The sequence below is a fragment of the Phenylobacterium glaciei genome (assembly GCF_016772415.1).
In the GTDB taxonomy this organism is placed as follows: Bacteria; Pseudomonadota; Alphaproteobacteria; order Caulobacterales; family Caulobacteraceae; genus Phenylobacterium; species Phenylobacterium glaciei.
Genome location: NZ_JAGSGD010000001.1, coordinates 3,360,004 through 3,385,539, shown reverse-complemented (window position 1 = coordinate 3,385,539; position 25,536 = coordinate 3,360,004). Strand labels below are relative to the sequence as shown.

The following is a 25,536-nucleotide window of genomic DNA, read 5'->3' as shown; positions in this document are numbered from 1 at the left end:
GCGCAAAACGGGGCTTAGCCCAAGACTTTCAGCGCGACGAGCCCCGACACCAGGATCGTCAGGCCAATGACTGTGTAGAGGGTCAGCCGCTTCTCGAACTCCTCGCGCACCGCCGGGCCGAAATATTTCAGCAGGGTGGCGGTGAGGAAGAAGCGCGCGCCGCGCGTCACCACCGAGGCCCAGAGGAAGGTCACGAAGGAGAATTGCGCCAGGCCCGCGGCGATGGTCACCAGCTTGTAGGGGATGGGCGTCAGGCCCTTGATCAGGATCACCCACAGACCCCAGTTGGCGAACCAGGCGCGGAAGGCCTCCTCGCCGTCGGCATGGCCCATCAGCGCCAGCAGCCAGTGGCCCAGGTCGCCGAGGTGGTAGCCGATGAAATAGCCGAGGCAGCCCCCCAGCACCGAGGAGATCGTGCAGAGGCCGGCATAGACATAGGCCCGCTCTGGACGGGCCAGCACCATCGGCGCAAGCATGACGTCGGGCGGGATCGGAAAGAACGAGCTCTCGGCGAAGGACACCCCGCACAGCATCAGGGGCGCGTGGCGAGACCCGGCCAGGCCCATGACCCAGTCGTAGAGTTTGCGAAGCATTGTGATCCGAGGAGGCTGTTCACACGTTTGCTAGCAGGCGCGGCAAGACTTGTCTCGCCGGCTCGGATCAGGCAGTTGGTTTCATATGATACTATCTCTCCTCGAAAGAGCACGCACATGAACGCCCAGGCCCCCTCCCGCGACCTGTTCGACAACCCGCTGGGCACCGACGGGTTCGAGTTCGTCGAATTCACCGCCCCTGAGCCGGACCTGCTGAAGGGCCTGTTCGAGAAGATGGGCTTCACGGCGGTCTCCAAGCACCGCTCCAAGAACGTCATCCGCATGCGCCAGGGCGACATCAACTTCCTGCTGAACATGGAGCCGGCCGGACAGCCGGCCGACTTCCGGCAGATCCACGGCCCCTCGGCCAACGCCATGGCGTTCCGGGTCAAGGACGCCGCCAAGGCGATGAAGCTGGCGCTGGAGCGCGGCGCCAAACAGGTTGAGGGTCCGGTCGGCCCGATGGAACTGAACATCCCGGCCATTGAGGGGATCGGCGGCTCGAACCTCTATCTGGTGGACCGCTACGGGGCCCAGGAGATCTACGACGTCGACTTCATCCCGATCCCGGGCGCGGCGGAGGCGGAGGCTGCGAACGGCGTCGGCCTGACCTATCTCGACCACCTGACCCACAACGTGTTCCGCGGCAACATGGGCAAGTGGGCCGACTTCTACGAGACCATCTTCAACTTCCGGGAAATCCGCTATTTCGACATCGAGGGCGCCCAGACCGGCCTGATCTCCAAGGCCATGACCAGCCCCTGCGGCAAGATCCGCATCCCGCTGAACGAGAGCCAGGACGACCACTCGCAGATCGAGGAGTTCCTCAAGGACTACCACGGCGAGGGCATCCAGCACGTGGCGCTGGGGACCGGGGACATCTACCACGCCGTCGAGACCATGCGGGACCGCGAGGTCCGCTTCCAGTCGGTGCCGGAGACCTATTACGAGCAGCTTCCCGACCGCGTGAAGGGCCACGAGGAAAACCTGCAACGCCTGCGCGCCGACCAGATCCTGATGGACGGCGCCCCTACCGAGGGCCAGGGCCTGCTGCTGCAGATCTTCACCGAGAACATGATCGGGCCGATCTTCTTCGAGCTGATCCAGCGCAAGGGCAACGAGGGCTTCGGCGAGGGCAACTTCAAGGCGCTGTTTGAGTCCATCGAGCTGGACCAGGTCCGCCGGGGCGTGCTGCCGGCCAAGGAGGGCTGATTGGCGCGCAAGTGGGCCATTGTCGTGCACGGCGGGGCGGGCGTGATCGAACGCGCCCACCTCAAGCCTGAGCAGGAGGCGGCCTACCGCGCCGCCCTGGCCAAGGTGACGGAGGCGGGCGCCCAGGTGCTGAAGGCCGGTGGCCTGGCGCTGGACGCCTGCGAGGCCGCCGTCCGCCTGCTGGAGGACGATCCGCTGTTCAACGCCGGCCGGGGCGCGGTCTTCACCGCGGAGGGGCGCAACGAGCTGGACGCCGCGATCATGGAGGGCCGCACCCTCGCCGCCGGCGCCGTGGCCGGCGTCACCCACGCGCGCCATCCTATCAGCCTGGCCCGCGCGGTCATGGAGCGCTCGCCCCACGTCATGCTGATCGGCAAGGGCGCCGACGACTTCGCCGCCGACCAGGGCGAGGAGCTGGTGGAGCCCTTCCACTTCCACACCGCCCGGCGCTGGCGCAGTCTGATCAACTTCCTGAAGGCCGAGAACCTGCCGATCCCGCCCGAGCCGGTCGGCGCTGACCGGCCCGACCCGGCTCAGGGTCTGGCCCACGACGAGGGCAAGCACGGCACCGTCGGCGTCGTGGCGCTGGATATCCACGGCGACGTGGCGGCGGCCACCTCCACCGGCGGCACCACCGGCAAGCGCTGGGGCCGGGTAGGGGATAGCCCGCTGATCGGGGCGGGGACCTACGCGTCGAACGCCGGCTGCGCGGTCTCGGCCACCGGGACCGGCGAGTACTTCATCCGCCTGACCGTGGCGCGCGACATCTCCGCCCTGGTGGAGCTGAAGGGGCTTAGCCTACAGGCCGCCGCCGACGAGGTGATCCAGAACCGGCTGACGGCGCTGGGCGGCGATGGTGGCGTGATCTGCGTGGCCCCCGACGGCCAGATCGCCTGGAGTTTCAACACCTCGGGCATGTACCGCGCCCAGGCCTCCGAGGGCCGCCCGATGACCGTGGGTATCTACAGGGACGAATTCTGATGGCTCGAAACTGGATCCCGGTTCGCGGCGCGCAGGGGACACACTCCCGTCAGGCCCATGCCGACATGCCTGAGGGGACCTATGAGCGGGAGATTTCCAAGGAGGGCTTCTTCGGCCCCGCCGCCTTCCTGCATCACCCCCGCCCGCCCACCGGCTGGACCAACTTCGAGGGTCCGCTGCGGCCCCGCGCCTTCGACCTCGCCCGCCTGAACGAGGCGCCGGGCTCGCCGTGGAGCGCGCCCGTGGTGCTGCACAACGCCGCCGTGGAAATGCGCTTCTGGAAGCTGGCGGCACCCATGCCGGCCCTGGCCCGCAACGCCGACGGCGACCAGCTGCTGTTCGTCCATGACGGGGCCGGCGACCTGTTCTGCGACTACGGCCGCATTGGCTATGCCGCCGGCGACTATCTCTACCTGCCGCGCGGGACCATGTGGCGGCTGTCGCCCAGCGCGCCCACGGCTGTGCTGATGATCCAGGCCACCAACACCCACTTCTCTCTGCCCGACAAGGGCCTGCTGGGCGGCCACGCCCTGTTCGATCCGGCCATGCTGGACACGCCCGCCATGGACGAGGCCTTCCGCGCCCACCAGGCGCAACCCGGCGAATACCGCGTGGAGATCAAGAAGCGCGGCGAGGTCTCGGTGGTCACCTATCCCTACAACCCCATCGACGCGGTGGGCTGGCACGGCGACCTGGCGCCGGTACGCCTGAACGTGAAGGACCTGCGGCCGGTGGTCAGCCACCGCTACCACCTGCCCCCCAGCGTCCACACCACCTTCGTCTCCGACCGTTTCGTGGTCTGCACCTTCGCGCCTCGGCCGTTCGAAACCGATCCGGGGGCCTTGAAGGTCCCGTTCTTCCACAACAACGACGATTTCGATGAGGTGCTGTTCTACCACGCCGGCGACTTCTTCAGCCGCGACGGCATCGACGCCGGCATGATGACCTTCCATCCGTCCGGCTTCACCCACGGTCCGCACCCCAAGGCGCTGAAGAACATGCTCAGCCAGCCCAAGCCGGCCACCGATGAATATGCCGTGATGATCGACACTCGCGACCCGTTGGAGGTTGGCGAGGCCGCCGCGACGGTTGAGAATGCCGCTTATGTCGACAGCTGGAAGACCGCCTAGGTGAAAGTCCCCCTCGACCGCAACAAGCGCTCGCTCGCCGCCGTCCCCATGGACGCGCGTATCTGAATGCCCAGCGTCGACCGCCAGCAGGATTTGGCGGACGCCGCCGAGGAAGAACTGGCAAGAGCCTGTGAACTGGGCTGGCGGGACCTGTCCCAGGTCACCCCCTGGGGCGACACCTACGAAGGCTTCACGCCCGCCGGCCGCTCCGCCCAGTTTGAGCGAAATTACCTCTGGGTCGACGAGCCCAAGGGCGACATCTGCGTCGAGGTCATCGTCTACCAGCCGGAAGCCTATGAGCGTGGGGTCCGCCTGACCCGCGTCATCCCGCGCCGCGATTCAACGAAAACAGAAATGATGGGAGACCAGGAATGAAGCTCGCTTCACTGAAGTGGGGGCGTGATGGACGCCTCGTGGTGGTGTCCAGCGACCTGGCCTGGTGTGTGGAGGCGACCAATATCGCGCCCACCCTGCAGGCGGCCCTCGACGACTGGGAGCGGTGCGAGCCGTTGCTAAAGGGCTTGGCCGAGAGCCTGGACCACGGTTCGATCCCGCGGGTGCGCTTCCACGAGCACGACGCTGAGAGCCCCCTGCCGCGCGCCTATCAGTGGGCGGACGGCTCGGCCTATGTGAACCACGTGGAGCTGGTGCGGAAGGCGCGAGGCGCCGAGATGCCCGCCAGCTTCTGGACCGATCCCCTGATGTACCAGGGCGGTTCCGACGGCTTCCTTGCCCCGCGTGATCCCATCCCGCTGGCCGACGAGGCCTGGGGCTGCGACATGGAGGGCGAGATCGCGGTGATCACCGGTGACGTGCCGCAAGGGGCGAGCCGCGAGGAGGCGCTGGCCGCCGTCCGCTTGGTGATGTTGGCCAATGACGTGTCACTGCGGAACCTGATCCCCGACGAGCTGGCGAAGAACTTCGGCTTCTTCCAGTCCAAGCCCGCCTCATCCTTCTCGCCGGTGGCGGTGACCCCCGACAGCCTCGGCGACGCCTGGAAGGACGGCCGGCTCTCCGGAGCCCTGGAGGTGGAGCTCAACGGCAAGCCGCTGGGCGAGGCCGACGCCGGCGTCGACATGACCTTCGACTTCGGGACCCTGATCGCCCATGCCGCGAAGACCCGCGCTCTGGGGGCCGGCGCGATCGTCGGCTCGGGCACCGTCTCGAATCGCGGCCCCGACGGCGGTCCAGGGAAATCGGTGGCCGAAGGTGGTGTAGGCTATTCCTGCCTCGCGGAGTTGCGGACCATCGAAACCCTGGCCCATGGCGCGCCAAAGACCCCGTTCCTCAAGGCCGGAGATCGCGTGCGGGTTGAAATGCGCGACGCCCGCCGCCACTCCATCTTCGGCGCCATCGAACAGGAGGTCGCGGCCAGATGACGGTTCAGTCCCAGCCCACCGATACCGCGGCCGCCACCGGGCTGAAGCTGGACGCCTATCTGCCCTACCGGTTGTCGGTGGCCTCCAACGCGGTCTCAGGCCTGATCGCCCGGGCCTATGAGGACCGGTTTGCCCTGACCATTCCGCAGTGGCGGTTGATCTGCGTGCTGGCGGAGGATGGCGGCCTGACCCAGGGCGCCATCGTGGCGCGCACCGGCATGGACAAGGTGACGGTGAGCCGCGCGGCCCAGGGGTTGTTCAAGCGCCGCCTGCTGGAACGCTCCGACCACCATGCCGATGGCCGGTCGCACGTCGTGGCTCTGACCCTTGAGGGGACGCGGCTGCATGCCGAGATCGCACCTCTGGCGCTCGCCTATGAGGCGGCGCTGATCTCAGGGCTCGCGCCCGACGAGGTGTTGCTGCTCAAGCGGCTGCTGAACCGCCTGCAGAGCGCGGCCAACGCGCTCGCCGGCGACGGCGCGCCTACGCACAGATCACGATGATTTGGATCGTTCGATCCAAATCATGAAACGTGATCGCTGCTTATATCTGGAGCGGGATCGACGCGAAAAACCGGTTCCCACTTTTTGGCATCCCGCTCTAGTGCGCCGTCTCCGGCATCCGGACGCCCCAACGGTGGGAGCCTTCGCCGAACCGCAGGGTGAAGCCGAAGGTCTCGCGCTGCTCGGCATCGGCCCAGGCCGCCTCGAAGCTGGTGATGACCGTGGTCTCCAGCTCCTCGGGGATGTTGCGGACGTCGAGGCCGGAGTCGCGGGCCATCTGCATGATGACCTCCCGGCGGTGCGCCTCGCCGCCAAACATCAGCAGGGTCTGTCGAATGCGCTCGGCCACGGCCTCCGCGCTGGTCTTGGGTCGTGGCTTGCGCCGCCGTTCGGTCTGGATCTTTTCCATGATCACGCCTCCCATAGGCGGAGGTTGCGCGCAGGCCGTTTATCGCGTCGTTAAAGCTCACGCTTAACTTGTGTTTGCGACGTTCTACCCGCCGCCGAGCGCCACCGTGACCTGATAGACGATCAGGGCGGCGATGTAGGCCAGCGCGATCATGTAGGCGAACATGACCGTGGGCCAGACCCAGCTATTGGTCTCGCGCTTCACGACCCCGAGCGTCGCCACGCACTGCGGGGCGAAGACGTACCAAGCCAGGAACGACAGGCCCGAGGCCAGGGACCACTGCTGGGCCAGCTTGGCCGCCAGGCCGCCGCTGGCCTGATCGGCGTCGCCCACCGCGTAGACGGTGCCCAGCGCCGCCACCGCGACCTCGCGCGCCGCCATGCCGGGGACCAGGGCCACCGACATCTGCCAGTTGAAGCCGATGGGGGCCAGGACCGGCTGGATGAAGTGGCCGATCATGCCGGCGAAGCTGTAGTCGATGGCCGGCGCGGTGGCGCCCACGGGCGCATAGGGGAAGGTGGACAGGAACCAGACCAACACCATCAGCGGCAGGATGATCCGCCCGGCCCGGCTCATGAAGATCTGGCCGCGCAGCAGCAGGTTGCGGGCCACGTTGGTGGGGTCGGGCTTCTTGTAGGTGGGCAGCTCCATCATGAAGGGCTCACTGACCCCCCGCCAGAAGAAGCGCCGCATCACGAAGGATACCCCCAGCGCCGAGAAGATCCCCGCCGCATAGAGGGCGAACATCACCAGGCCCTGCAGGCTGAACACCCCGCCCACGACCCTGGCCGGGACGACGGCCCCGATGATCAGGGTGTAGACCGGGATGCGAGCCGAACAGGTCATCAGCGGCGCCACCAGTATGGTGGTCAGCCGGTCGCGCTTGGAGTCGATCACCCGCGTCGACATGATCCCGGGGATCGCGCAGGCGAAGGAGGAGAGCAGGGGGATGAAGGCGCGCCCATGCAGGCCCGCCCCGCCCATAATCTTGTCCATCAGGAAGGCCGCCCGGGCCATGTAGCCGGAGTCCTCCAGCATGATGATGAACAGGAACAGGATCAGGATCTGGGGCAGGAAGACCAGCACGCTGCCGACGCCGGCGATGACGCCGTCGACCAGCAGGCTGCGGACCAGGCCTTCAGGAACCGCCAGGGCGACGAGGCCGCCCAGCGCCGTCATGCCGGCGTCGATCAGGTCCATCAGCGGCGTGGCCCAGGTGAAGACCGCCTGGAACATCACCAGCAGCAGGGCGAACAGGATGAGCAGGCCCCAGACGGGGTGCAGCAGGACGGCGTCGACCTTGCCGGTCAGGGTGTCGGGGTGCTCTGGCGGCCGCACGTGGGCCTTCATAAGGCGCTGAGCCTCGCGGTGCGCGTCGCGGATCTCGCCGGCGTCGGGTTCGCGCCAGTCCTGCGCCCCGGCGGCGGCGGCCTCCAGGGTGGTGGCGTCGATCTGGGCCACCAGTTCCTCGATGCCACGCTTGCGGGTGGCCACCGTGGTGACGATGGGCGCGCCAATGTCGCGGGCCAGACCCTCCAGGTCGATGCGCAGGCCTTGGCGCTGGGCGATGTCGAACATATTGAGCGCCAGCACCAGCGGGCGGCCCACCTGCTTGAGCTCCAGGATCAGCCGCAGCACCAGCCGCAGGTTGGTGGCGTCGGCCACGCAGACGATGACGTCGGGCGGAGTCTCGCCGGCCAGTTGGCCCAGCACCGCGTCACGGGTGACCACCTCGTCGGGACTGCGGGCGCGCAGGGAATAGGTGCCCGGCAGGTCGAGAACGTGGATCGTGCGGCCCGACGCGGTGGTGACCGTGCCTTCCTTCCGTTCCACGGTGACGCCCGCGTAGTTGGCTACCTTCTGGCGGCCGCCGGTGAGGGCGTTGAACAGCGCGGTCTTGCCGGAATTGGGATTACCCACCAGGGCGACCCGGGCCGGAGACAGGGCGACGTCGGTCATGGGCGGTCCAGCAGGATGATGACGTCGCCGGCGTCGCGGCGGCGCAGGGCCACGCGCATGTCGTCCAGCCGCACGGCGATGGGGTCGTGGCCGATGGCGCCCTCGTGGATCACCTCGATCCGCGCGCCCTCGACGAAGCCGAACTCCAGCAGGCGGCGCTGCAGTTCCTCGATATCGACCCCGTGGTCCTTGCCGTCATCCTCGGCGCGGACGTCGATGATGACGCCCCGGTCGCCGACGGAGGCGTCGCTTAGCCGAACCGTGATCCCGACCTCGGGGATCGTCTCGGCCATCGCCACCCTGTCCATCGACAGATTGTTCATGCGGACACCCTCACTCGTTGCGAGTGATTATCATTCGGATGATGTCGCGTCGAGAGTGCGCTTGCGGCGAAGCGTCTCGCCGGAACCGGGCGCGGGATCAGGAATTGGCTGCTCCACAGCTGGAGGAAACGGACTTGGACCTGGTCATCGTCAAGCGCGCCCTGGGCGTCGTCAGCCTGGGGCTCGGTCTCGCCGCCGTCGCCGCGCCCCGTCCGTTCGCCAGGTTCGTGGGCCTGACCTCCGACGAGGAGACCGTGGCCGCCTTCGGAGCCCGCGAAATCGCGGCGGGCGCGGGCCTGCTGTCGCCGGTGCGGCCGGGCCCGTGGCTCTGGCTGCGGGTCGGCGGCGACGCCATGGACCTGATCACCCTGGCCAAGGCGACGGGCCGCGAGAACCCGAGGCGCGGCGCGGCCATGGCCGCCGCCGCCGTGGTGGGGGCCATCGTCGCCGTCGACATCCTGCTGGCCGCCCACGCCGCCCTCAATCGCCACGAGGATGAGGCCGCGGCGCAATAGCGGCTTGCGGCGGCAGGTCTCGCCGCTACATTGCCGGCCGCTCTGGAGCCCCAGTGGCGAAATGGTAGACGCGGCAGACTCAAAATCTGTTGCCGAGAGGCGTGTTGGTTCGAGTCCGACCTGGGGCACCAAATCGAGTCTGGCGGAGCCGGAGATCCCGGCCCAGCCTAGAGCCTGATGGCTTCTATCGAAGCCTGAAGCAGGCTCTAAACTCCTGGATCTAGGCGCCCCCGGATTCGACGACCTCCATCGTGTGTCGGGCGATTATCATCTCTTCGTCCGTGGGGATGACCCAAGCCTTCAGGCGGCTTTGGGTGGCGCTGACCAGGCCCTGTCCGGCGCGATTGGCCGCGCCGTCAAGCGTGAGGCCGGTCCAGCCCAGGCGCTCGGCGACGCCCGCGCGAATGGCCGGCGCGTTCTCGCCGATGCCTGCGGTGAAGACGAGGCCGTCCAGGCCGCCCATGGAAGCGGCCAGGGCGCCGATTTCCCGAACGATGCGATACACGAACAGCTCCACCGCCTCCTTCGCCGCGGGTTCGAGACTGGCCAGCAGCACCCGCATGTCGCTCGACAGGCCCGAGACCCCCAGGAGGCCCGACTGTTCGTAGAGGAGTGTCTGCACCGCGTCGGGCGTCAGGCCCTGCTGCTGCAGATAGAGGATGACGCCGGGGTCCAGGGCTCCGCACCGCGTGCCCATCATCAGGCCGTCCAGGGCCGTGAAGCCCATGGTGGTGTCGACGCTGCGGCCGTCATGGATGGCGCACAGGCTGGCGCCGTTTCCGAGATGGGCGACGATGACCCGCCCGGCCGCCAATGCCGGATCAAGCCCACGGAGCTCATCGGCGATGAATTCGTAGGAAAGGCCGTGGAAGCCGTATCGGCGAACGCCTTGCTCATGCCAGGTCCGGGGTAGGGCGAAGCGGGTGACCACGGAGGCGTGGCCATGATGGAACGCAGTGTCGAAGCAGGCCACCTGAGGCAGGCCGGGCCGGCCGCTCCGCGCGAGCCGCACCGCAGCCAGGTTGTGAGGTTGGTGGAGCGGCGCCAGCGGGCTGAGGACCTCCAGGCGAGCCAGGACCCGGTCATCCACGAGGACCGGGCGGGAGAAGTCGGCTCCGCCGTGGACGATGCGGTGGCCGATCGCGCACAGGCGATCTCCCCCGAGGTGATCATCGACGAAAGCCAGAAGCGTGGCGAAGAAGGCTTCGTGATCCAGGTCTGCGTCGGTCCAGCGCCGCTCGGCCAACACCGCCCCGTCAGGCCCCTTTGCCACCAGATGCGGCGCGGTTCCGACACCCTCGATCTGGCCCCGCGACATCAGGCGTGGCGCCGGTCCCCCCACCGTGTAGAGCGCGAACTTCAGGCTGGATGAGCCGGCGTTGAGGGTGAGGACGGCGTCGCTCAAGCCGCTGGCCTCCCGGCTGTCTGGGCGGCGCGCGCCATCAGCACGGCGACCGCGCAGGATGCGACACGGGCGCTCTCCGCATCGGCCCGGCTGGTCAGGATGATCGGGACCCGGGCGCCCAGCACGACGCCGGCGGCGTCGGCGCCGGCCAGGAAGGTCAACTGCTTGGCGAGGATATTGCCGGAGACCAGGTCCGGAACGACCACGATGTCGGCCCGGCCCGCCACCTCCGAGACGATGCCCTTGTCCTTCGCGGCCTCGAGGCTGATGGCGTTGTCGAAGGCCAGCGGGCCGTCGAGCACAGCGCCGGTGATCTGCCCCCGGTCGGCCATCTTGCACAGGGCCGCGGCGTCCAGGGTCGACTGCAGCTTGGAGGTCACCGTCTCGACGGCCGACAGGATGGCGACGCGGGGATGCTCCACCCCCAGCACATGGGCCAGGTCGATGGCGTTTTGGACGATGTCGCGCTTGTCCTCCAGGGTGGGAGCGATGTTGATCGCCGCATCAGTGATGAACAGCGGCCGCGGGTACATGGGCACGTCCATGATGTAGACGTGGCTGATCCGCCGGCCGGTCCGCAGGCCGGTCTGGGCGTCCATGACCGCCTCCATCAGCTCGTCGGTATGCAGCGAGCCCTTCATCAGCAGCTGAGCCTCGCCGGCGCGAACCAGGGCGACACCGCGGGCGGCGGCGGCGTGGCTATGGGGGGTCGGCTCCAGCCGGAAGCTGGAGATGTCGGTCTTGGCCGCAGCCGCTGCCGCCCGGATCTTCACCTCGGGCCCCACCAGGATCGGCGATATCAAGCCGAGCGACGCGGCCTCGGCGGCGGCCTGCAGGCTGGTCGGATCGCAGGGATGGACGACAGCGGTGGCGATGGGCGGTTGTCCCGCACAGCGCGCCAGCAGCTGCTCGTGCCAGCCGTGGGTGCGGTACTCGGTCTCTGTCGTTGCCATCGGGCGCTCCTGGCGTTGCCCCCGTCGTGGCGCGGCAGGCCTGAAGCTGTTCTAGCGCTTGCGTCGGCCTGCTGACACACGCTCATCGCGCGCGGGCGGAGTCCTTAGTCGGTGCGCTTGATCACGAAGCCCGACCAGAAGTGCCAGTAGTCCCGCAGCAGGTCCGGCACGATCCAGAAGCCGTGGCGGTAGGGCTGGCTGACGCCGATCACCAGGTCGCGCCTGGCGCCGCCATACCAGGTGCCGAACAGCCGGTCCCAGATCGGGGCCATGGCGAAGTGGCCGGTGGGGTAGGTCATGTCCAGCTTGTGGTGCAGGCGGTGGTGCAGGGGCGACTGGATCACCCAGCGGCCGACCCAGCCCCAGTCCGACTGCAGCTGCGAATGGATCAGGAAGCCCACCGTGGTCACCACCACGCTGACAAAGATCATCACCGAAGGCGTCGCCCCCAGGATGGCCAGCGGCAGGTTGATCACGAAGATGGCGCTGAAGGTGGCCGGGTGCTGCCGCGCCGAGGTAACGACGCAGAAGTCCTCCGCCGAGTGGTGGTAGCGGTGGATCGGCCAGAAGAACCGGGTGTGGTCGAGTCTGTGCGTCCAATAGTCGAAGAAGGTGTAGACGTAGAAATAGATCACCACCTGCAGCGCCAAGGGCAGGCCGCTGGGGTCGACCGCGAAGCCGGTCCGGGCCGCGATCCAGTCGCGGATCACCAGGCCCGAGATCATCGAGGCGCCCAGCATCATCACCTTGCCCACCAGCTCGAGCACGTGGCCCTGACCCAGGACCAGGACGGCGAGGTCGGTCCGCATGGATTGGGTCGGGTTGAAGATCAGCGCCCGGACGGAACTGCGCTCCCAACCCACGACGAGGGCTTCGATCCAGAGCGCTGTCGGCAGGATGGCGGCCACCAGGCCGATGCCGGTGACGATGCGGTTGTGGACGTCGCCCACGACCTTGGTCCTGCCGAAGGCCTGGAGGGTGATCTGGTCGGGGAGCAGGTGGACCACCGCCCACCAAGCGGCGGCGAGCAGGGTGGCGTAGACCAACAGGCCCAGCACGACGGCGGTGCGGCCCATGACGGTCCGGCGGCGGTCGGCGCCCTCCAGCGTCAACGAGGTCTCGGCAAGCGCCATCGGATATTCGCTCCACGTTCTGCGGTCGGCCGCAGTAGAGCGAGTTGGCGTTGAATGGCCGTTAACAGGCGCGCGGAAAGGGCGTCAGACGTCCTCTCCGCGCCTCGCCGCGTCAGTCCTGGAGGCTGGCGGGAACCTTGCCGCCGTTCTCGGCCAGCTTCTTCCAGACCGCCTTTTGCAGGGCGATGTTCTGCTCGGCGCTGCCGTCGGCGCCGGCATGCACGCCGAGTTCCTGGCCCAGCTCCTTGCGCGCATCGAGGCTGGAATCCAGGTCCAGCATCTTCAGCAGGTCGACGATCGAGGTGCGCCAGTTGCCGCCGCCGCCCTTCTGGGCCGCCATAGCGGTCAGCACCGCCTCGACGTCGACAGGCGCGGGGGCCGTCGCGGCCGGGGCGGCCGTCGGCGCCGCCGAGGGCTGCGCGGGCGCCGGGGCGGCCGCGGTCTTGTGGTGGAAAATCTTGTCGAAGATCTTGCCGAAAATACTCATGAGCGCCTCGCTGGAATGTGAGGACAGAAGGCTCGGGAGTCCGGCTGGTTCCACGCGTTCGCGGAAGAAGAAGCCCTGGGCCGCACATAACGCGCGAGGTCCCGGGCTGCAGCGCCTTAGATGCCGAAGTTGGCGCCGACCATGATGCCTTAATGGCCCTCGCTGTCACGGGGGCCCGCTGGCGGATCTAGGTGCTCCAGCCCCACGCGGCCTTATAGAATTCGTCCGTGATCCACGTTGGTCGCGCCCTTGCGAGACGTCAGGGATGGTACGCAGACCCACAGGGATTCTGGGTAGAGGAGTTTGCATGCAGGTGAACGAGCGGCCCTCGGGCTTTGAGGTCGTCGAGGCCGGTCGGGTGATTCTGCGCCATTCGGCCGCCGCCCCTTGCGTCTTCGTCGGCCGCGGCGAACCCGAGGTTCAGATGCTGCGGGGCAACTTCAAGATCGCCGATTATGTGACGGAGCGGGTGGCGTTGCGTGCGGCGACCATCACCCGTCAGGGCGAGGCGGTCTCCATCGCGCTCGCCGCCTCGGCGGCAGACGCGGCCGTCCTGGTCTTGACCATAGGCGCGGACTCCATCGGGCTGGAAGCCACCGATCCAAGCCTCAACCGTCTTTGGATTCGCACAGTCGCCGAGGCCGGTGAGCACGTCTGGGGTGGCGGCGAGCAGATGTCCTATTTCGACATGCGCGGCCGGCGTTTCCCGCTGTGGACCTCGGAGCCCGGAGTGGGCCGCGACAAGACCAAGCTGATTACGCTCCAGGCCGATCTGGGCGGCGCGGGGGGAGACTACTTCAACACCAACTATCCGCAGCCAACCTATGTCTCGTCGCGGCTCTACGCCCTGCACGTCGACACCACAGCCTACAGCGTCTTCGACTTCCGCCACGACGGATTCCACGAGATCGAGGTCTGGGAGATCCCGGCCAGGATCGAGGTCTGGGCGCGGGACACCTTTGTCGAGATCGTCGGGGTCCTCTCCGAGCGCTTCGGTCGCCAGCCGCAGCTTCCGGCCTGGGTGCTGGAGGGCGCGATCGTTGGCCTCAAGCAGGGGGCGGAGAGCTTCGACCGGCTGCAGAACTTCCTCGACGCCGATGTCGCCGTCGCCGGGCTGTGGTGCGAGGACTGGGTGGGGCTGCGCATCACCTCCTTCGGCAAGCGACTGTTCTGGGACTGGAAGTGGAACCCCAAGCGCTACCCGAACCTCGACACTCAGATCGGCGAACTGCGGGCCAAGGGCATCCGTTTCCTCGGCTACGTGAACCCCTATCTGGCGGTGGACGGCAGCTTCTATGAGCTGGCCAAGGCCAAGGGCTACCTGGCCCTGACCCTGGACGGCGCCGGTCCCTACATCGTCGACTTCGGCGAGTTCGACTGCGGCGTGGTGGACTTCACCATCCCCGAGGCCTGCGACTGGTTCGAGGAGGAGATCATCGGCCGCCAGATGCTGGACTTCGGCCTGTCGGGCTGGATGGCCGACTTCGGAGAATACCTCCCCACCGATGTGAAGCTGGCCAACGGCGTTGACGGCATGCTGATGCACAACGCCTGGCCGACCCTGTGGGCGGAGGTCAATGCCCGCGCCGTCGCCAAGCGCGGCATGACCGGCGAGGCGCTGTTCTTCCTGCGGGCGGGCTTCACGGGGGTCCAGGCCCATTGCCCGCTGCTGTGGGCCGGCGACCAGTGCGTGGACTTCAGCCGCCATGACGGCATCGGCACGGTGATCTGTGGGGCCCTGTCCTCAGGCCTGCTGGGCAACGCCTACCACCACAGCGACATCGGCGGTTACACCAGCCTGTTCGGCAATGTGCGGACCGCCGAACTGCTGATGCGCTGGTCGGAGATGGCGGCCTTCACCCCGGTGATGCGCTCCCACGAGGGCAACCGCCCCGACGAGAACCTGCAGCTCGACGGAGACCCCCAGGTCCTGGCCCACTTCGCGCGGATGACGCGGGTCTTCCGCCACCTGGCGCCCTATGTGGCGGGGCTGTCTGCGGAGGCGGCGGCCACCGGCCTGCCGCTGCAGCGGCCGATGTTCCTGCACTTCCAGGATGACCCGAAAACCTATGCCGACCAGACCCAGTATCTCTACGGCGCAGACCTGCTGGTGGCTCCGGTCATCCGCGAGGGCAAGACCGACCGCGAGGTCTATCTCCCCGCCGGCGCCGACTGGGTGAACGTGTGGACGGGCGACCGGCAAGCCGGTGGCGTCGAGATCGCGGTTGTCGCCGAGTTGGGCTATCCGCCGGTCTTCTACCGCGAAGGTTCACCCGACGCGGCCTTGTTCGCCGCCCTCGGCCAGATCTAGGCGGGCCGCCCTCGCACTTCCTGGCTGCACTCGTCCCGGTTGGGCCTACTCCGCCGCCTGCGCCATCGGTGCGTACTGCGGACCCCGGATCAGCTTGCCGGGCATCTCGCCGGTGGCCTCGCCGTTCTCGAAGGTGACCAGGCCGTCGACGAGGGTGGCGACATAACCCTGGGCGCGCTGGATGAGGCGGCGGCCCTGGGCGGGCAGGTCGAAGGCCATCTCCGGCGCCAGGATCGCCAGCTTCTCGAAGTCGATGAGATTGAGGTCGGCCTTCATGCCGGGCGCCAGCGTTCCACGATCGTGCAGGCCGTAGAGCCGGGCGGTGTCGCGGGTCTGCATGGAGACCACCTTCTCCAGGGATAGGCGCTCGCCGCGCGAGCGGTCGCGGACCCAGTGGGTCAGCATGTAGGTGGGGAAGCTGGCGTCGCAGATCACCCCGCAGTGGGCTCCGCCGTCCGACAGGCTGAGCACCGTGTTGGGGTGGTTCATCATCTCGTGGATATGGTCGAAGTTGAACTCCGCATAGTTCAGCAGCGGCAGGTAGATATAGCCACGGCCGTCCTTCTCCATGAGCATGTCGTAGACGATGGCGTCGGGCGACTGGCCGGTGGTCTTGGCCAGGTGGGCGATGGAGTCCTCGGCGCGGGGCTCGTAGTCCAGGCCGCTCTCATGCTCCAGGCGGAACATGCGGTCGAAGCCTTGCGTCAGGATCATGCCGATGACGCCCATGGGCCGCGAGGGCTCGGACAGTATCTGGGCGCGGACAGTGGCGTCGCGCAGATGCACGATACGCTCGGCGAAGGGCAGGGCGGAGAGTTGGCGGTAGGTCTCGCGGCCGATGAAGGGATGCACCGTGCTCTGCCAGCCCAGCACCATGCCGGTGGGGCGGCAGGCGATCTGGGCGGTGATCTGGGCGCCTTCGGCCCGAGCCTCCTCGGTCAGTTGCAGCAGGCGGCGCCAACCGTCGGCCTTCACCGGCGACTGCAGCAGGCCGTAGGTGACCGGCACGCCGGTCTCGGCCGACAGGGCCCGCATCCAGTTGAACTCGTCCTCGGCGGGCGCCATGTCCGACGCCATCTCGAACACCCCGTGACCGGCCAGGCCCATGGCCCGGCCGATGCCCAGCAGTTCATCCTCGGCGGCGAAGGTGCCGGGGACCGGCTCGCCGTCCTTGGCCAGGTGCAGCATGGTGCGCGAGGTGGAGAAGCCGAGCGCCCCGGCGGCGACACCTTCACCCACGATGCGGGACATTTCAGCGATGTCCTCGGCGGTGGCGGGCTCGTTGCGCGCGCCGCGCTCGCCCATGACATAGGCCCGCACCGCGCCGTGCGGCACCTGGGTGGCGACATCGATCACCCGGGGCTGGCCCTCAAGGCTGTTCAGATATTCGGGGAAGGTCTCCCAGGTCCACTTGATGCCTTCGGAGAGGGCGGCGCCGGGGATGTCCTCGACGCCTTCCATCAGCTCGATGAGCCAGGCGTGGCGGTCGGGGCGGACGGGCGCGAAGCCCACGCCGCAATTGCCCATCACCGCCGTGGTCACCCCGTGCCAGCTCGACGGGGCCAGATAGGGGTCCCAGGTCACCTGGCCGTCATAGTGGGTATGGATGTCGACCCAGCCGGGGGTGACGATCAGGCCGCCGGCGTCGATCTCGCGGCGTCCGCCCTGCGTGATCTTTCCAATGGCGGTGATCTTGCCGTTGTCGATGGCGATGTCGGCCAGGAAGGCCGGGGTCTCGGCGCCGTCCACCACACGCCCGTTTCGGATCACCAGATCATGCATCGTCCGCCCTCGGTCGAGGGGCTACGCAGACGTCATTCCGGCCGCGCCTGCGGACCCAACTCCAGGCAGCATGAACCCAAGTTGCGCGGCCGGAAAGTATGACCCCACGTCAGGCGGCTTCGAGGGTCTTCTTCAGGATTTCGGCCCCCGGGGCCATCATGGGCGGATGCGCAGCCAAGGTCTGGCCGATTTCGGACATCATCACCCCGCCAAGGAACCGACACCCCTGCGAAGGATTTTCAGCCCGCCGCGCTTCCGCTGGCCCACGGATGCGACCATGAAACCTTCGATATCGCTGCTGGCCTTCGCACTGCTGGCCGCGCCGGTGGCGGCCCTGGCCGCTGACGCCGCGCCGCTCGAGCGCGCCTTCGGCAACACGGTGGTCTCCACCTATCCGGATGGCCGCACGGCGCTGCTGTGGCTGAAGAAGGACGGGACCTATACCGCCAAGGGCCGGCATCGCACGCCCTCCAGTGGGTTGTGGAGCTTGAAGGCCGACAAGGTCTGCCTGAAGCAGGCCAAGCCCCGCGCCGTGCCGTTCCGCTACTGCACGGCCCTTCCCTCGGGGGCGAGCTGGAAGGCCAAGGCTGTGACCGGCGAGCCGATCACCGTGAGGATCGTGAAGGGTGTCGCGTCCTAGCTAGTGCTGGGCCAGGACGACGCCCATCAGCACCGCGACGTATTGCAGAGCCGCGCCGCCCACCACGTGGCCGTGCCAGATGGCGCGGCGGAAGCGCAGCTTCTCCAGCAGGTAGAAGACCGCGCCGGTGGAATAGATCGCGCCGCCGAGCGCCAGCAGCAGCAGGGCGACCCAGGACAGGCCGTCCACCATCGGCTTGATGGCCACCAGCACCAGCCAGCCCAGCGCCAGGTACAGCCCGACCCAGAAGCGGCGGCCCAGGCCAGGCAGGAACAGCTTTCCGAAGATTCCCAGCGCCGCCAGCGACCAGACCGCCGTGGTCATGGCGACAGACCAGGCGCCGGTCAGGTTCTGGGTGGTGAAAGGGGTGTAGGAGCCGGCGATCATCAGGAAGATGCCGGCATGGTCGAAGCGGCGCAGCAGCGGCCGCCAGGTCGGCTTGGCGAAGTTGTAGGCGGTGGAAAGGCCCAGCATCGCCACCATGGCCACGCTGTAGACGGCCACCGCCGCCACCTGGCCCAGGCTGCCGATCTTCACCGACAGACCCAGCAGGATACCGCCGCCGACAAGGGCCAGGGTCAGGCCGGTGATGTGCACCACGAGGTCGGCGCATTTGGCGGCGGGGGTCGGATAGTGGCGGGGCGGAAGCATGATCTCACCATATCTGCGACCTGTGTCGCGTCCATGACCAATCTTGTCCCGTATCGCGTGCGACAAGTTCGCCCGTGGGGGCCCCGGCGGTCTGTGGCGCCGCGAATCCCAATAGCCTGGGTCAGCGACCCGTTCCGCCGATCAGGACCCTGATGTCAGACCCGGACGCCCCGACATTTCCCCCCGATGTCCGCCGTCACGTCGTCCGCCTCGCCGGCGACTTCTTCCTGAACGGCGCTCAGATCATCACCACGGCCATCGACACAGACCTGGTCACCGGCATGATCTTTCTGGCCATCGTGCGGGCCAATGTCCGCCATCTGCTGGAGGAGCCCGGACTGTCGCTGGCCTATTTCCAGCCCGGCAGCCTGCCGCCGGAGACTTTCCGCAGGCCGGTCAGCGTCTACGCCATCGCCCGTGAACTGCACCTGCCCTACGAGACCGCGCGGCGGCACATCGGCAAGCTGCTGAACACCGGGCTGTTGGATCGCGGCGGCGACGGCGGGGTCGTGTTCCCGGCGGCGGTGAACGAGCGGCCGGAAGTGCGCCAGGCCGTGGTCACCAATTTCCACGCCACCGTTCGCTATGCTCAGACCCTGGCCGATGTCGGTCTGAAGGCCACCTGCGGCCCGGCGCCGGATGCGGAGGCCAGGGCGGCCTACATGCCGCGCGAAGTCGTGCGGCTGTCGAGCGACTACTTCCTCAACACCGTCGACCTGCTCACCACCAACCTGAACCTGGACCTGGTGGAAGGGCTGATGTTCCTGGCTATCGTTCGGGCCAACACCCTGCACGTGACCCTCGACGCGGCGCTCGCCGCCACGTTCAGCGGCGTCGACGAGATCCCGCCCGACGGGCTGCGCCGCAGCGTCAGCGTCTACGCCTTGGCCCGCGACCTGAGGCTGCCCTACGAGACCGCCCGGCGTCACGGCGGCAAGCTGCTGGAGTTGGGCTTCTGCGAGCGAGCCGACGACCGGGGCCTGGTGGTGCCGAGCCACGTCCACGCCCGCGCGGACTTCAAGGCCGGGGTCGAGGACTACGGCCGCATCACCCAGGCCTTCGTCAATTCCCTGTCCCTGGCCGGACTGGTCCTAACCTAGGCGGCGCGGCGTAGCGGCGCGCCGCCGCCGACGATCTTGAAGCGCGCAACCAGGTGGGAGAGCTGCTCGGCCTCATTGGCCAAGCTGTGGCTGGCGGCGGTGGACTCTTCCACCATGGCCGCGTTCTGCTGGGTCACCTGGTCCATCTCATTGACGGCGGTGTTGACCTCGCCCAGCGCCGTGGCCTGTTCCTGGGACGAGGCGGTGATGTCGCGGATCAGGCCGTGAATCTCGGCCACCTTGCCGAGGATGGTGGAGAGCGCCGTCCCGGTCTGGCCCACCAGGGCCACGCCGGAACTGACCTGGGCCGAGGAGGCCGAGATCAGCGCCTTGATCTCCTTGGCGGCTTCGGCTGAACGCTGGGCCAGGGCTCGCACCTCGGAGGCGACCACCGCGAAACCGCGGCCGGCCTCACCTGCGCGGGCGGCCTCGACCCCGGCGTTCAGGGCCAGCAGGTTGGTCTGGAAGGCGATCTCGTCGATCACCCCGATGATCTGGCTGATCTGGCCCGAGGAGGACTCGATCTGGCCCATGGCGGCGATCGCCTCGCCCACGACGTTGCCGCCCCGCTCGGCGTCGATCTTGGCGTCGGCCACCGCCTGGCTGGCCTGGCGGGCGCCGTCAGCGGACTTGCGCACGGTGGCGGTGATCTCGTCCACGGCGGCGGCGGTCTGTTCCAGGGTCGCGGCCTGGCGTTCGGTGCGGCGCGACAGGTCGTCGGAGGCGTGGCTGATCTCGCCGGCGCCCGAGCGGATCGCCTCGGCGTTGGCCAGGATGTCCTGCATGGCGTCGCCCAGCCGGTCGATGGCGGCGTTGTAGTCGTGCTGAAGCTTCTGGTAGTCGCCGGGGAAGCTCCCCTCCAGGCGGCGGGTGAGGTCGCCACCGGCCAGGCCCTCCAGCGCGCCGCTGAGCGCGCCGATGGCGAATGCTTGCTCTTCCTGGGCCTGGCGGCGCTGGGTTTCGGCCTGTTCGCGCTCGGCGTCAGCGCGGCTACGCTGCTCGGCGGCCTCGCTCTCGCTCTGGCGGCCGGCCATGGCGTCCTTGAAGGCGTGCAGGGCGCGCGCCATCAGGCCGATCTCGTCGCGGCGTTCGCTATGGGGCGGGACCACGGTGAGGTCGCCCTGTGACAGGCGCTCCAGGGCGCCGGTCACGTCGATGATCGGGGTCACCAGGGTGCGCCGTGAAATGACGATCAGGGCGATGGAGAAGGCGACCATGATGGCCAGGACACAGACCATCAGGATCTCGGCGATGCGATCGGCGGCCACGGCACTAGCGGCCGAACTGGTGGCGTTGGCCTCGATCTTGTCGCCGGCCTTGGCCATCGCGACCTCGAGGACCCCGAACTGCTGCTGGAAGTCGCCCAGGTGGGCCTTGGCGCCGGCCCCGTCGGTCTCGGCTTGGGCGACGATGTCAGCGGCGGCCTGGATATAGGTCGCCAGGGGCGCGTCCAGTTCGGCCAGCACGGCGCGCGACTCCGGGTCGGTCACCGCGGCCTTGTTCCGCGCCAGACTGTCCTGGAAGAGCTTGGTGTGCTCAGCGAGATCGGTCTTCACCCCGGCCATGTCGACGCCGGCGGTGGGATCGGAGGCCAGGATCGCCGACAGCACGTCGGCGCGCAGGGCGTCGTGCATCATGTCGGCCTGCATGTGGGTGCGAAGCGCCGAGGCCGCGCGGCTGGTGGCGTCCAATCGGTCGCCCATCTGGTAGGCGACCCAGATGCCTGCCCCGGCGCTGGAGGCGCCCAGGATCAGCACAGCCAGACCCGCCGCAGTGATTTTTTGTTTGATTGAATTGAGGTTCATCGCCCGAATCCCCGTTGTCGCTTCTGTCGGGAACCTGACTTCCAGGCCTTGAATCTTGGTAAACAACGCCGTCTTGGTCCAGATCGCGACATTAGGCCACATGGGTTGGCGGCGCGCTCCGGGGATGGCGCGGGGCCGGCGAACGTCCTAAGGCCGGGGCATGACCAGCCGCCAGGCGCCCGCCCACATCACCGCCCAGCATAACGGCACGGGGATCGCCCTGCGGGTGGCGGCCATGGCCTGCATGGCGGGCCTCGCGGCCCTGGTGAAGTGGTGCTCCAGCCGCGGCGTGCCGGTGCTGGAAATCATCTTCTTCCGCAACGCCTTCGCCTTCGTGCCGGTGCTGATCTACATCGCCCGCACCAGCGGCTTTTCGGTGCTCAAGACCCAGCGGCCTCTGGGCCACCTGATGCGCTCCACCGTGGGTCTGACCGGCATGGTCTGCGGGTTCACCGCCGTCAGCCTGCTGCCGCTGACGGAGTCCACCGCGCTATCGTTTTCCGCCCCGCTGTTCATGACCGCGATGTCGGCGGTTATCCTCAAGGAGACGGTGGGTCTCCACCGCTGGGGCGCCGTCGTGGTGGGCCTGATCGGCGTGCTGATCATGATCCATCCCGACCCCAGCCACATGGCGGTGAAGGGGACGGTTTTCGCCCTGGTGGCCGCCGTCGGGTCGGCCGGCGCCATGATCGCCATCCGCGAGATCGGCCGCACCGAGCCGGGCGCCACCATCGTCTTCTATTTCACCCTGGCCGGCATGGTGCTGGGCCTGGCCAGCCTGCCCTTTGGCTGGGTGATCCCGGACAAGGCGACGCTCGCCCTGCTGATCCTGGCGGGCCTGATCGGCGGCGTCGGACAGCTGTTCCTCACCGAAGCCATCCGCCGCGCGCCGGTCGCCGTGGTGGCGCCCTTCGACTACACCCAGCTGGTCTGGGCCAGCATCATCGGCTTCCTGGTCTGGGACGAGACCCCGCGTCTGGCCACCCTGGCAGGCGCCCTGGTGGTGGCCGGCAGCAGCATCTACATCCTGCTGCGCGAGACCCGCCGCTTCCGCGCGAGGTGAGGTTTCGACGGCGCGGGCCCGGAGCCGCCCTTGCAGAAACCCTGCGTTGACAGACCGCCGGCGCCGGAAGAGTCTGCCCCTCAGGTCAGGTTCCCTTGAGGGCCTTCGGCGCTCGGGACCGGCTCCAGGTCAGATGGAGGCCAGGCATGATCAGGACAGTATCAATGGCGGGCGCCCTGGCGCTGGCGCTCTGCGCGGGAGCGGCCCAGGCCGCGGTGACGGTGATCGGCGGCGGCATGGCGCAGGCCTGCTCGCAGGCGGCGGTTGACGGCGAGAGCGACGTCAAGTTCCAGAAGCTCTGCACCGACGCCCTGGACGGCGAGTTCCTCACCCCTCGCGACCGGGCCGGCACCCTGGTCAATCGCGGCGTCCTGAAGCTGCGGCGCGGCGCCTACCCGGAAGCGACCCAGGATTTCGACCACGCTGTGAAGCTGCAGCCCGGCATGGGCGAGGCGTATGTGAACCGCGCCGCCGCGGCGATCGGCCAGCGCCGCTATGCCGACAGCCTGCCCGACATCAACAAGGGCCTCGAGTTGGGGGTGCAGGAGCCGGCCAAGGCCTACTACAACCGCGCCCTGGCCTATGAGGGCATGGACGACGCCAAGTCGGCCTATTTCGACTATCAGAAGGCTCTGGAGATGCAGCCGGAATGGGATGCGCCGCGCGAGCAGCTGACCCGGTTCAGCGTCTCGCACCGCTAGGGACCCCTGGCGGGGTCTCGCGTGTTTGACAGGTTGAGATGCGCGCCCTGTTCACAGTCCTGATCCTATCGGCCGCCTGCGCCGGGCCCGCCCTTGCGCAGGACCCGACCCTCAACGCCCGCTACGAGGCGATGTGGCAGGAGCAGCAGGCCACCAACCGCATGGCGCAGCAACGCGCTGTGGCGCTGGAGAACGAGGTCGGCGCTCTGGACGCCCGGGTGCAGACCGAGACCCGGCTGCGGGACCTGGAAGTCCATGGCGACGCGGCGCGCCTTCCGACAACCGACGCCGCCAAGTCCCCGCCAGCCTCCGTCCTGCCCGCCAACATCGACGCCTGGATGGCGGAGTCCAACGCCCGCGTCCGCGCCGCCGCCGCGAACCGCCGGTAGCAAGCTCCACAATTGAGACTTGCCCGCAGGGCGTGCGTCGGGAATAACGGGATGGCTACCCATGGTGGTGGCGTGTCGCGTTCAGGGTCCCGGGGGGGAGCTTCATGTTTCGAATGTTGTTGGTCGCGCTGTGCGCGGTGCTGTTCGCCTTGCCGGCCGCCGCCGCGCCGCCCGTAGAGACCTACGGCCGCCTTGCCACCCTGGAGCAGGTGCTGGTCTCGCCCGATGGGACCAAACTGGCCTATGTCCGCCCTGAGGGCGAGAGCCGAAAGATCATGGTTCAGAACCTGGCCGACGGCAAAATGCTGGCTGCGGTCGGCGTGGGCAACGAGAAGCTGCGCGACGTCTTCTGGGTCGGGAATGGCCGCGTCGCCTTCTCGACCTCCACCACCTCGCGGATCCGCAGCAACAGTTCCTCCATCGAGTTCACCGGCCGCAGCGAGATCTGGCAGACCCGAGTCTACGATATCGAGAAACACACCTTCCAGCTCGTCCTCGACAAGACGCCCGGCGTTGGCAACTTCACCAATGGCGGCGTCGATGTCGGTATCGTCGATGGCGTGCCCAGCATCTACGCCGTGGCCATGCGGATCAGCGGGGTCGACAGCCTCGAAAGCCTCTATCGCGTCGATGTCGCCGGTGGGCCCACACGGCTGTTGGATTCCGGGCCCAGCATCGGCGCGATCAACACCAACTGGGTGCTGGACGGGACCGGCGCGACGATCGCCAAGACGGAATACGACCGCAAGGATGGCGACTGGCGGCTGCTCGTCCGGGTCGGGCCGAAATGGTATCCGGTGCTTTCTGAAAACGCGCCTCTGGATGAGCCCTTGGTGGTCGGCCTGGGGCCGGCGCCGGACACCTTGCTGATCCAGCGTGTTGAGGAGGGTCACTACGTCTTCAAGCCCGTCTCTCTCAAGACCGGCAAGGAAGGCGAAGCGCTGGCGCTGAAGAACGGGGTGCTGAAGTTCCTGTTCGATGGCGTGACCCGGCGCATCATCGGCGTCGTGGAGAACGACGACGCCAACACCATGACTTTCTTCACCCCGGAAGATCAGGCCAACTGGAACAAGATCAAGCGCGCCTTCCCGGGCGAGCGGGTCACGCGGGAAAGCTGGTCCGACAACCGCAAGCAGGTGGTGGTCAAGGTCCAGGGCCCCAAGACCGGCGCGGCCTACATGTTCGTGGACCTCGCCGCCGGCCGGGCCTCGATGGTGGACGACATGCAGGCCGGGCTCGGTCCCGACGAAATCTCCACCACCAGCATGACCACCTACAAGGCCGGCGACGGACTTGAGATCCCCGCCGTCCTGACCCTGCCCAAGGGGCGCGACCCCAAGAACCTGCCGCTGGTGGTGATGCCGCACGGCGGGCCGCAATCCTTCGACACCATCGACTTCGATTGGTGGCGCCAGGCCCTGGCGTCCCGCGGTTATGTGGTGCTGCAACCGAACTTCCGCGGATCTGACGGTTACGGTCCCGCCTTCACGGCCGCCGGCTACGGCGAGTGGGGCCGCAAGATGCAGACAGACCTCTCCGACGGCGTGAAGCACCTGGCGGCTCAGGGGATCATTGATCCCAAGCGGGTGTGTATCGTGGGCGCCAGCTACGGCGGCTATGCGGCCCTGGCGGGGGTGGCCCTGGAGCCCGGCGTCTACCGCTGCGCCGTGGCGGTTTCAGGGATCTCCAACCTCCATCGTTTCCTGATGTGGAAGCGCGGCAATCTGGGCGGTGGCCGCAACGACACCCTGCGCTTCTGGCATCGTTTCATGGGCGTGGAGGGCGACGACGAGAGCGGTCTGGACGCCTATTCCCCCGCGCTCCAGGTCGCGAAGATCAAGGCGCCGGTGCTGCTAATCCACGGCAAGGATGACCTGGTGGTGCCCTATGAGCAGAGCCAGTTCATGGCCGACGCCCTGGTGGCGGCAGGAAAGTCGGTGGAACTGGTCACCCTTGCGGCAGAGGACCACTGGCTGTCGCGTGGGGCCACGCGGACCCAGATGCTGCAGGCCACCGTCAGCTTCCTCGAAAAGGCCAATCCGCCGAACTAGCTGACAGCCGCTCCAATCCGCCGCATCCTCGGCCGTTCTGGCGCGTTGAGGCGGCCAGGGT

General features: G+C 68.0%; 24 protein-coding genes, 1 tRNA gene and 1 pseudogene. 15 read left to right on the top strand and 11 right to left on the bottom strand.

Annotated features, from left to right (window positions below; all coding sequences use genetic code 11):
* Positions 1-14: 14 nt before the first annotated feature.
* Positions 15-593, bottom strand: a complete 579-nt coding sequence (locus JKL49_RS16645) for a YqaA family protein (protein WP_215341844.1) — start codon at positions 591-593, stop codon at positions 15-17.
* Positions 594-710: 117 nt separating this feature from the next.
* Between JKL49_RS16645 and hppD the strand changes: the two genes are divergently transcribed.
* From hppD to JKL49_RS16615, 6 genes are all read left to right on the top strand, one after another.
* Positions 711-1,805, top strand: a complete 1,095-nt coding sequence (gene hppD / locus JKL49_RS16640) for a 4-hydroxyphenylpyruvate dioxygenase (protein WP_215341842.1) — start codon at positions 711-713, stop codon at positions 1,803-1,805.
* Complete coding sequence (locus tag JKL49_RS16635; RefSeq protein WP_215341840.1) at positions 1,806-2,786, top strand: isoaspartyl peptidase/L-asparaginase family protein; 981 nt, start codon at positions 1,806-1,808, stop codon at positions 2,784-2,786.
* Positions 2,786-3,916, top strand: coding sequence for a homogentisate 1,2-dioxygenase (locus tag JKL49_RS16630; protein ID WP_215341838.1), 1,131 nt, complete (start codon positions 2,786-2,788; stop codon positions 3,914-3,916). The genes JKL49_RS16635 and JKL49_RS16630 overlap by 1 nt, the downstream gene beginning before the upstream one ends.
* Before the next feature lie 66 nt (positions 3,917-3,982).
* Positions 3,983-4,291, top strand: a complete 309-nt coding sequence (locus tag JKL49_RS16625) for a hypothetical protein (protein ID WP_215341836.1) — start codon at positions 3,983-3,985, stop codon at positions 4,289-4,291.
* Positions 4,288-5,295, top strand: coding sequence for a fumarylacetoacetate hydrolase family protein (locus tag JKL49_RS16620; protein WP_215341834.1), 1,008 nt, complete (start codon positions 4,288-4,290; stop codon positions 5,293-5,295). Before JKL49_RS16625 ends, JKL49_RS16620 begins: the two co-directional genes overlap by 4 nt.
* Complete coding sequence (locus JKL49_RS16615) at positions 5,292-5,798, top strand: MarR family winged helix-turn-helix transcriptional regulator (protein WP_215341832.1); 507 nt, start codon at positions 5,292-5,294, stop codon at positions 5,796-5,798. The genes JKL49_RS16620 and JKL49_RS16615 overlap by 4 nt, the downstream gene beginning before the upstream one ends.
* Before the next feature lie 97 nt (positions 5,799-5,895).
* On the opposite strand, the gene JKL49_RS16610 is transcribed toward JKL49_RS16615, so the two are convergent.
* The 3 genes from JKL49_RS16610 to JKL49_RS16600 all read right to left on the bottom strand — a co-directional run bounded on the left by JKL49_RS16610 (position 5,896) and on the right by JKL49_RS16600 (position 8,489).
* Entirely contained in the window at positions 5,896-6,207 is a 312-nt protein-coding gene (locus JKL49_RS16610) for a hypothetical protein (protein ID WP_215341830.1), read from the bottom strand.
* A gap of 84 nt (positions 6,208-6,291) precedes the next feature.
* Entirely contained in the window at positions 6,292-8,166 is a 1,875-nt protein-coding gene (gene feoB, locus JKL49_RS16605) for a ferrous iron transport protein B (protein ID WP_215341827.1), read from the bottom strand.
* Complete coding sequence (locus tag JKL49_RS16600; RefSeq protein ID WP_215341826.1) at positions 8,163-8,489, bottom strand: FeoA family protein; 327 nt, start codon at positions 8,487-8,489, stop codon at positions 8,163-8,165. The genes feoB and JKL49_RS16600 overlap by 4 nt, the downstream gene beginning before the upstream one ends.
* 134 nt (positions 8,490-8,623) lie before the next feature.
* Between JKL49_RS16600 and JKL49_RS16595 the strand changes: the two genes are divergently transcribed.
* Both JKL49_RS16595 and JKL49_RS16590 read left to right on the top strand, forming a co-directional pair.
* Positions 8,624-9,004, top strand: coding sequence for a hypothetical protein (locus JKL49_RS16595; RefSeq protein WP_215341823.1), 381 nt, complete (start codon positions 8,624-8,626; stop codon positions 9,002-9,004).
* Positions 9,005-9,051: 47 nt separating this feature from the next.
* Positions 9,052-9,135: transfer RNA gene (locus JKL49_RS16590), tRNA-Leu, on the top strand.
* An 89-nt stretch (positions 9,136-9,224) separates the two neighbouring features.
* Here the strand turns inward: JKL49_RS16590 and JKL49_RS16585 are convergent.
* The 4 genes and pseudogenes from JKL49_RS16585 to JKL49_RS16570 form a co-directional block, all read right to left on the bottom strand.
* Positions 9,225-10,409, bottom strand: coding sequence for an acetate/propionate family kinase (locus JKL49_RS16585; protein WP_215341821.1), 1,185 nt, complete (start codon positions 10,407-10,409; stop codon positions 9,225-9,227).
* Positions 10,406-11,383: pseudogene (locus tag JKL49_RS16580) on the bottom strand (bifunctional enoyl-CoA hydratase/phosphate acetyltransferase); the annotation flags it as partial. The gene JKL49_RS16585 and the pseudogene JKL49_RS16580, both read right to left, overlap by 4 nt.
* An 83-nt stretch (positions 11,384-11,466) precedes the next feature.
* On the bottom strand, positions 11,467-12,495 hold the full coding sequence (locus JKL49_RS16575) for a sterol desaturase family protein (RefSeq protein ID WP_215341817.1): 1,029 nt from the start codon (positions 12,493-12,495) through the stop codon (positions 11,467-11,469).
* A 112-nt stretch (positions 12,496-12,607) separates the two neighbouring features.
* A complete protein-coding gene (locus tag JKL49_RS16570; protein ID WP_215341815.1) occupies positions 12,608-12,982 on the bottom strand; it encodes a DUF3597 domain-containing protein in 375 nt (124 codons plus the stop codon).
* Positions 12,983-13,289: 307 nt separating this feature from the next.
* Here JKL49_RS16570 and JKL49_RS16565 point away from each other — a divergent pair, with 307 nt between their 5' ends.
* Positions 13,290-15,293 carry an alpha-glucosidase gene (locus tag JKL49_RS16565; protein WP_215341813.1) on the top strand — a complete coding sequence of 668 codons (2,004 nt, stop codon included), beginning with the start codon at positions 13,290-13,292 and terminating at the stop codon, positions 15,291-15,293.
* A gap of 45 nt (positions 15,294-15,338) precedes the next feature.
* Here the strand turns inward: JKL49_RS16565 and JKL49_RS16560 are convergent, their stop codons facing one another.
* The gene (locus JKL49_RS16560) at positions 15,339-17,075 is read right to left on the bottom strand and encodes an N-acyl-D-amino-acid deacylase family protein (RefSeq protein ID WP_215341811.1); all 1,737 of its coding nucleotides are present in this window, start codon (positions 17,073-17,075) and stop codon (positions 15,339-15,341) included.
* Between the two features lie 277 nt (positions 17,076-17,352).
* On the opposite strand from JKL49_RS16560, the gene JKL49_RS16555 reads away from it, so the two are divergent.
* Complete coding sequence (locus JKL49_RS16555; protein WP_215341809.1) at positions 17,353-17,715, top strand: hypothetical protein; 363 nt, start codon at positions 17,353-17,355, stop codon at positions 17,713-17,715.
* On the opposite strand, the gene trhA is transcribed toward JKL49_RS16555, so the two are convergent.
* Positions 17,716-18,366 (bottom strand): PAQR family membrane homeostasis protein TrhA, encoded by a 651-nt coding sequence (gene trhA / locus JKL49_RS16550; protein ID WP_215341807.1) that lies wholly within the window; start codon positions 18,364-18,366, stop codon positions 17,716-17,718. It lies immediately after the preceding gene.
* Positions 18,367-18,518: 152 nt separating this feature from the next.
* Here trhA and JKL49_RS16545 point away from each other — a divergent pair, with 152 nt between their 5' ends.
* The gene (locus tag JKL49_RS16545) at positions 18,519-19,466 is read left to right on the top strand and encodes a hypothetical protein (protein WP_215341805.1); all 948 of its coding nucleotides are present in this window, start codon (positions 18,519-18,521) and stop codon (positions 19,464-19,466) included.
* On the opposite strand, the gene JKL49_RS16540 is transcribed toward JKL49_RS16545, so the two are convergent.
* A complete protein-coding gene (locus JKL49_RS16540) occupies positions 19,463-21,271 on the bottom strand; it encodes a methyl-accepting chemotaxis protein (RefSeq protein WP_215341803.1) in 1,809 nt (602 codons plus the stop codon). The genes JKL49_RS16545 and JKL49_RS16540 overlap by 4 nt on opposite strands.
* A gap of 160 nt (positions 21,272-21,431) precedes the next feature.
* On the opposite strand from JKL49_RS16540, the gene JKL49_RS16535 reads away from it, so the two are divergent.
* From JKL49_RS16535 to JKL49_RS16520, 4 genes are all read left to right on the top strand, one after another.
* Positions 21,432-22,334: a DMT family transporter gene (locus JKL49_RS16535; RefSeq protein WP_215341801.1), complete on the top strand. Its 903-nt coding sequence runs from the start codon at positions 21,432-21,434 to the stop codon at positions 22,332-22,334.
* 146 nt (positions 22,335-22,480) lie between these two features.
* Complete coding sequence (locus JKL49_RS16530; RefSeq protein ID WP_215341799.1) at positions 22,481-23,035, top strand: tetratricopeptide repeat protein; 555 nt, start codon at positions 22,481-22,483, stop codon at positions 23,033-23,035.
* Between the two features lie 38 nt (positions 23,036-23,073).
* The gene (locus JKL49_RS16525) at positions 23,074-23,424 is read left to right on the top strand and encodes a hypothetical protein (protein ID WP_215341797.1); all 351 of its coding nucleotides are present in this window, start codon (positions 23,074-23,076) and stop codon (positions 23,422-23,424) included.
* Between the two features lie 113 nt (positions 23,425-23,537).
* The gene (locus JKL49_RS16520) at positions 23,538-25,475 is read left to right on the top strand and encodes an alpha/beta hydrolase family protein (protein WP_215341795.1); all 1,938 of its coding nucleotides are present in this window, start codon (positions 23,538-23,540) and stop codon (positions 25,473-25,475) included.
* Positions 25,476-25,536 lie beyond the last annotated feature (61 nt).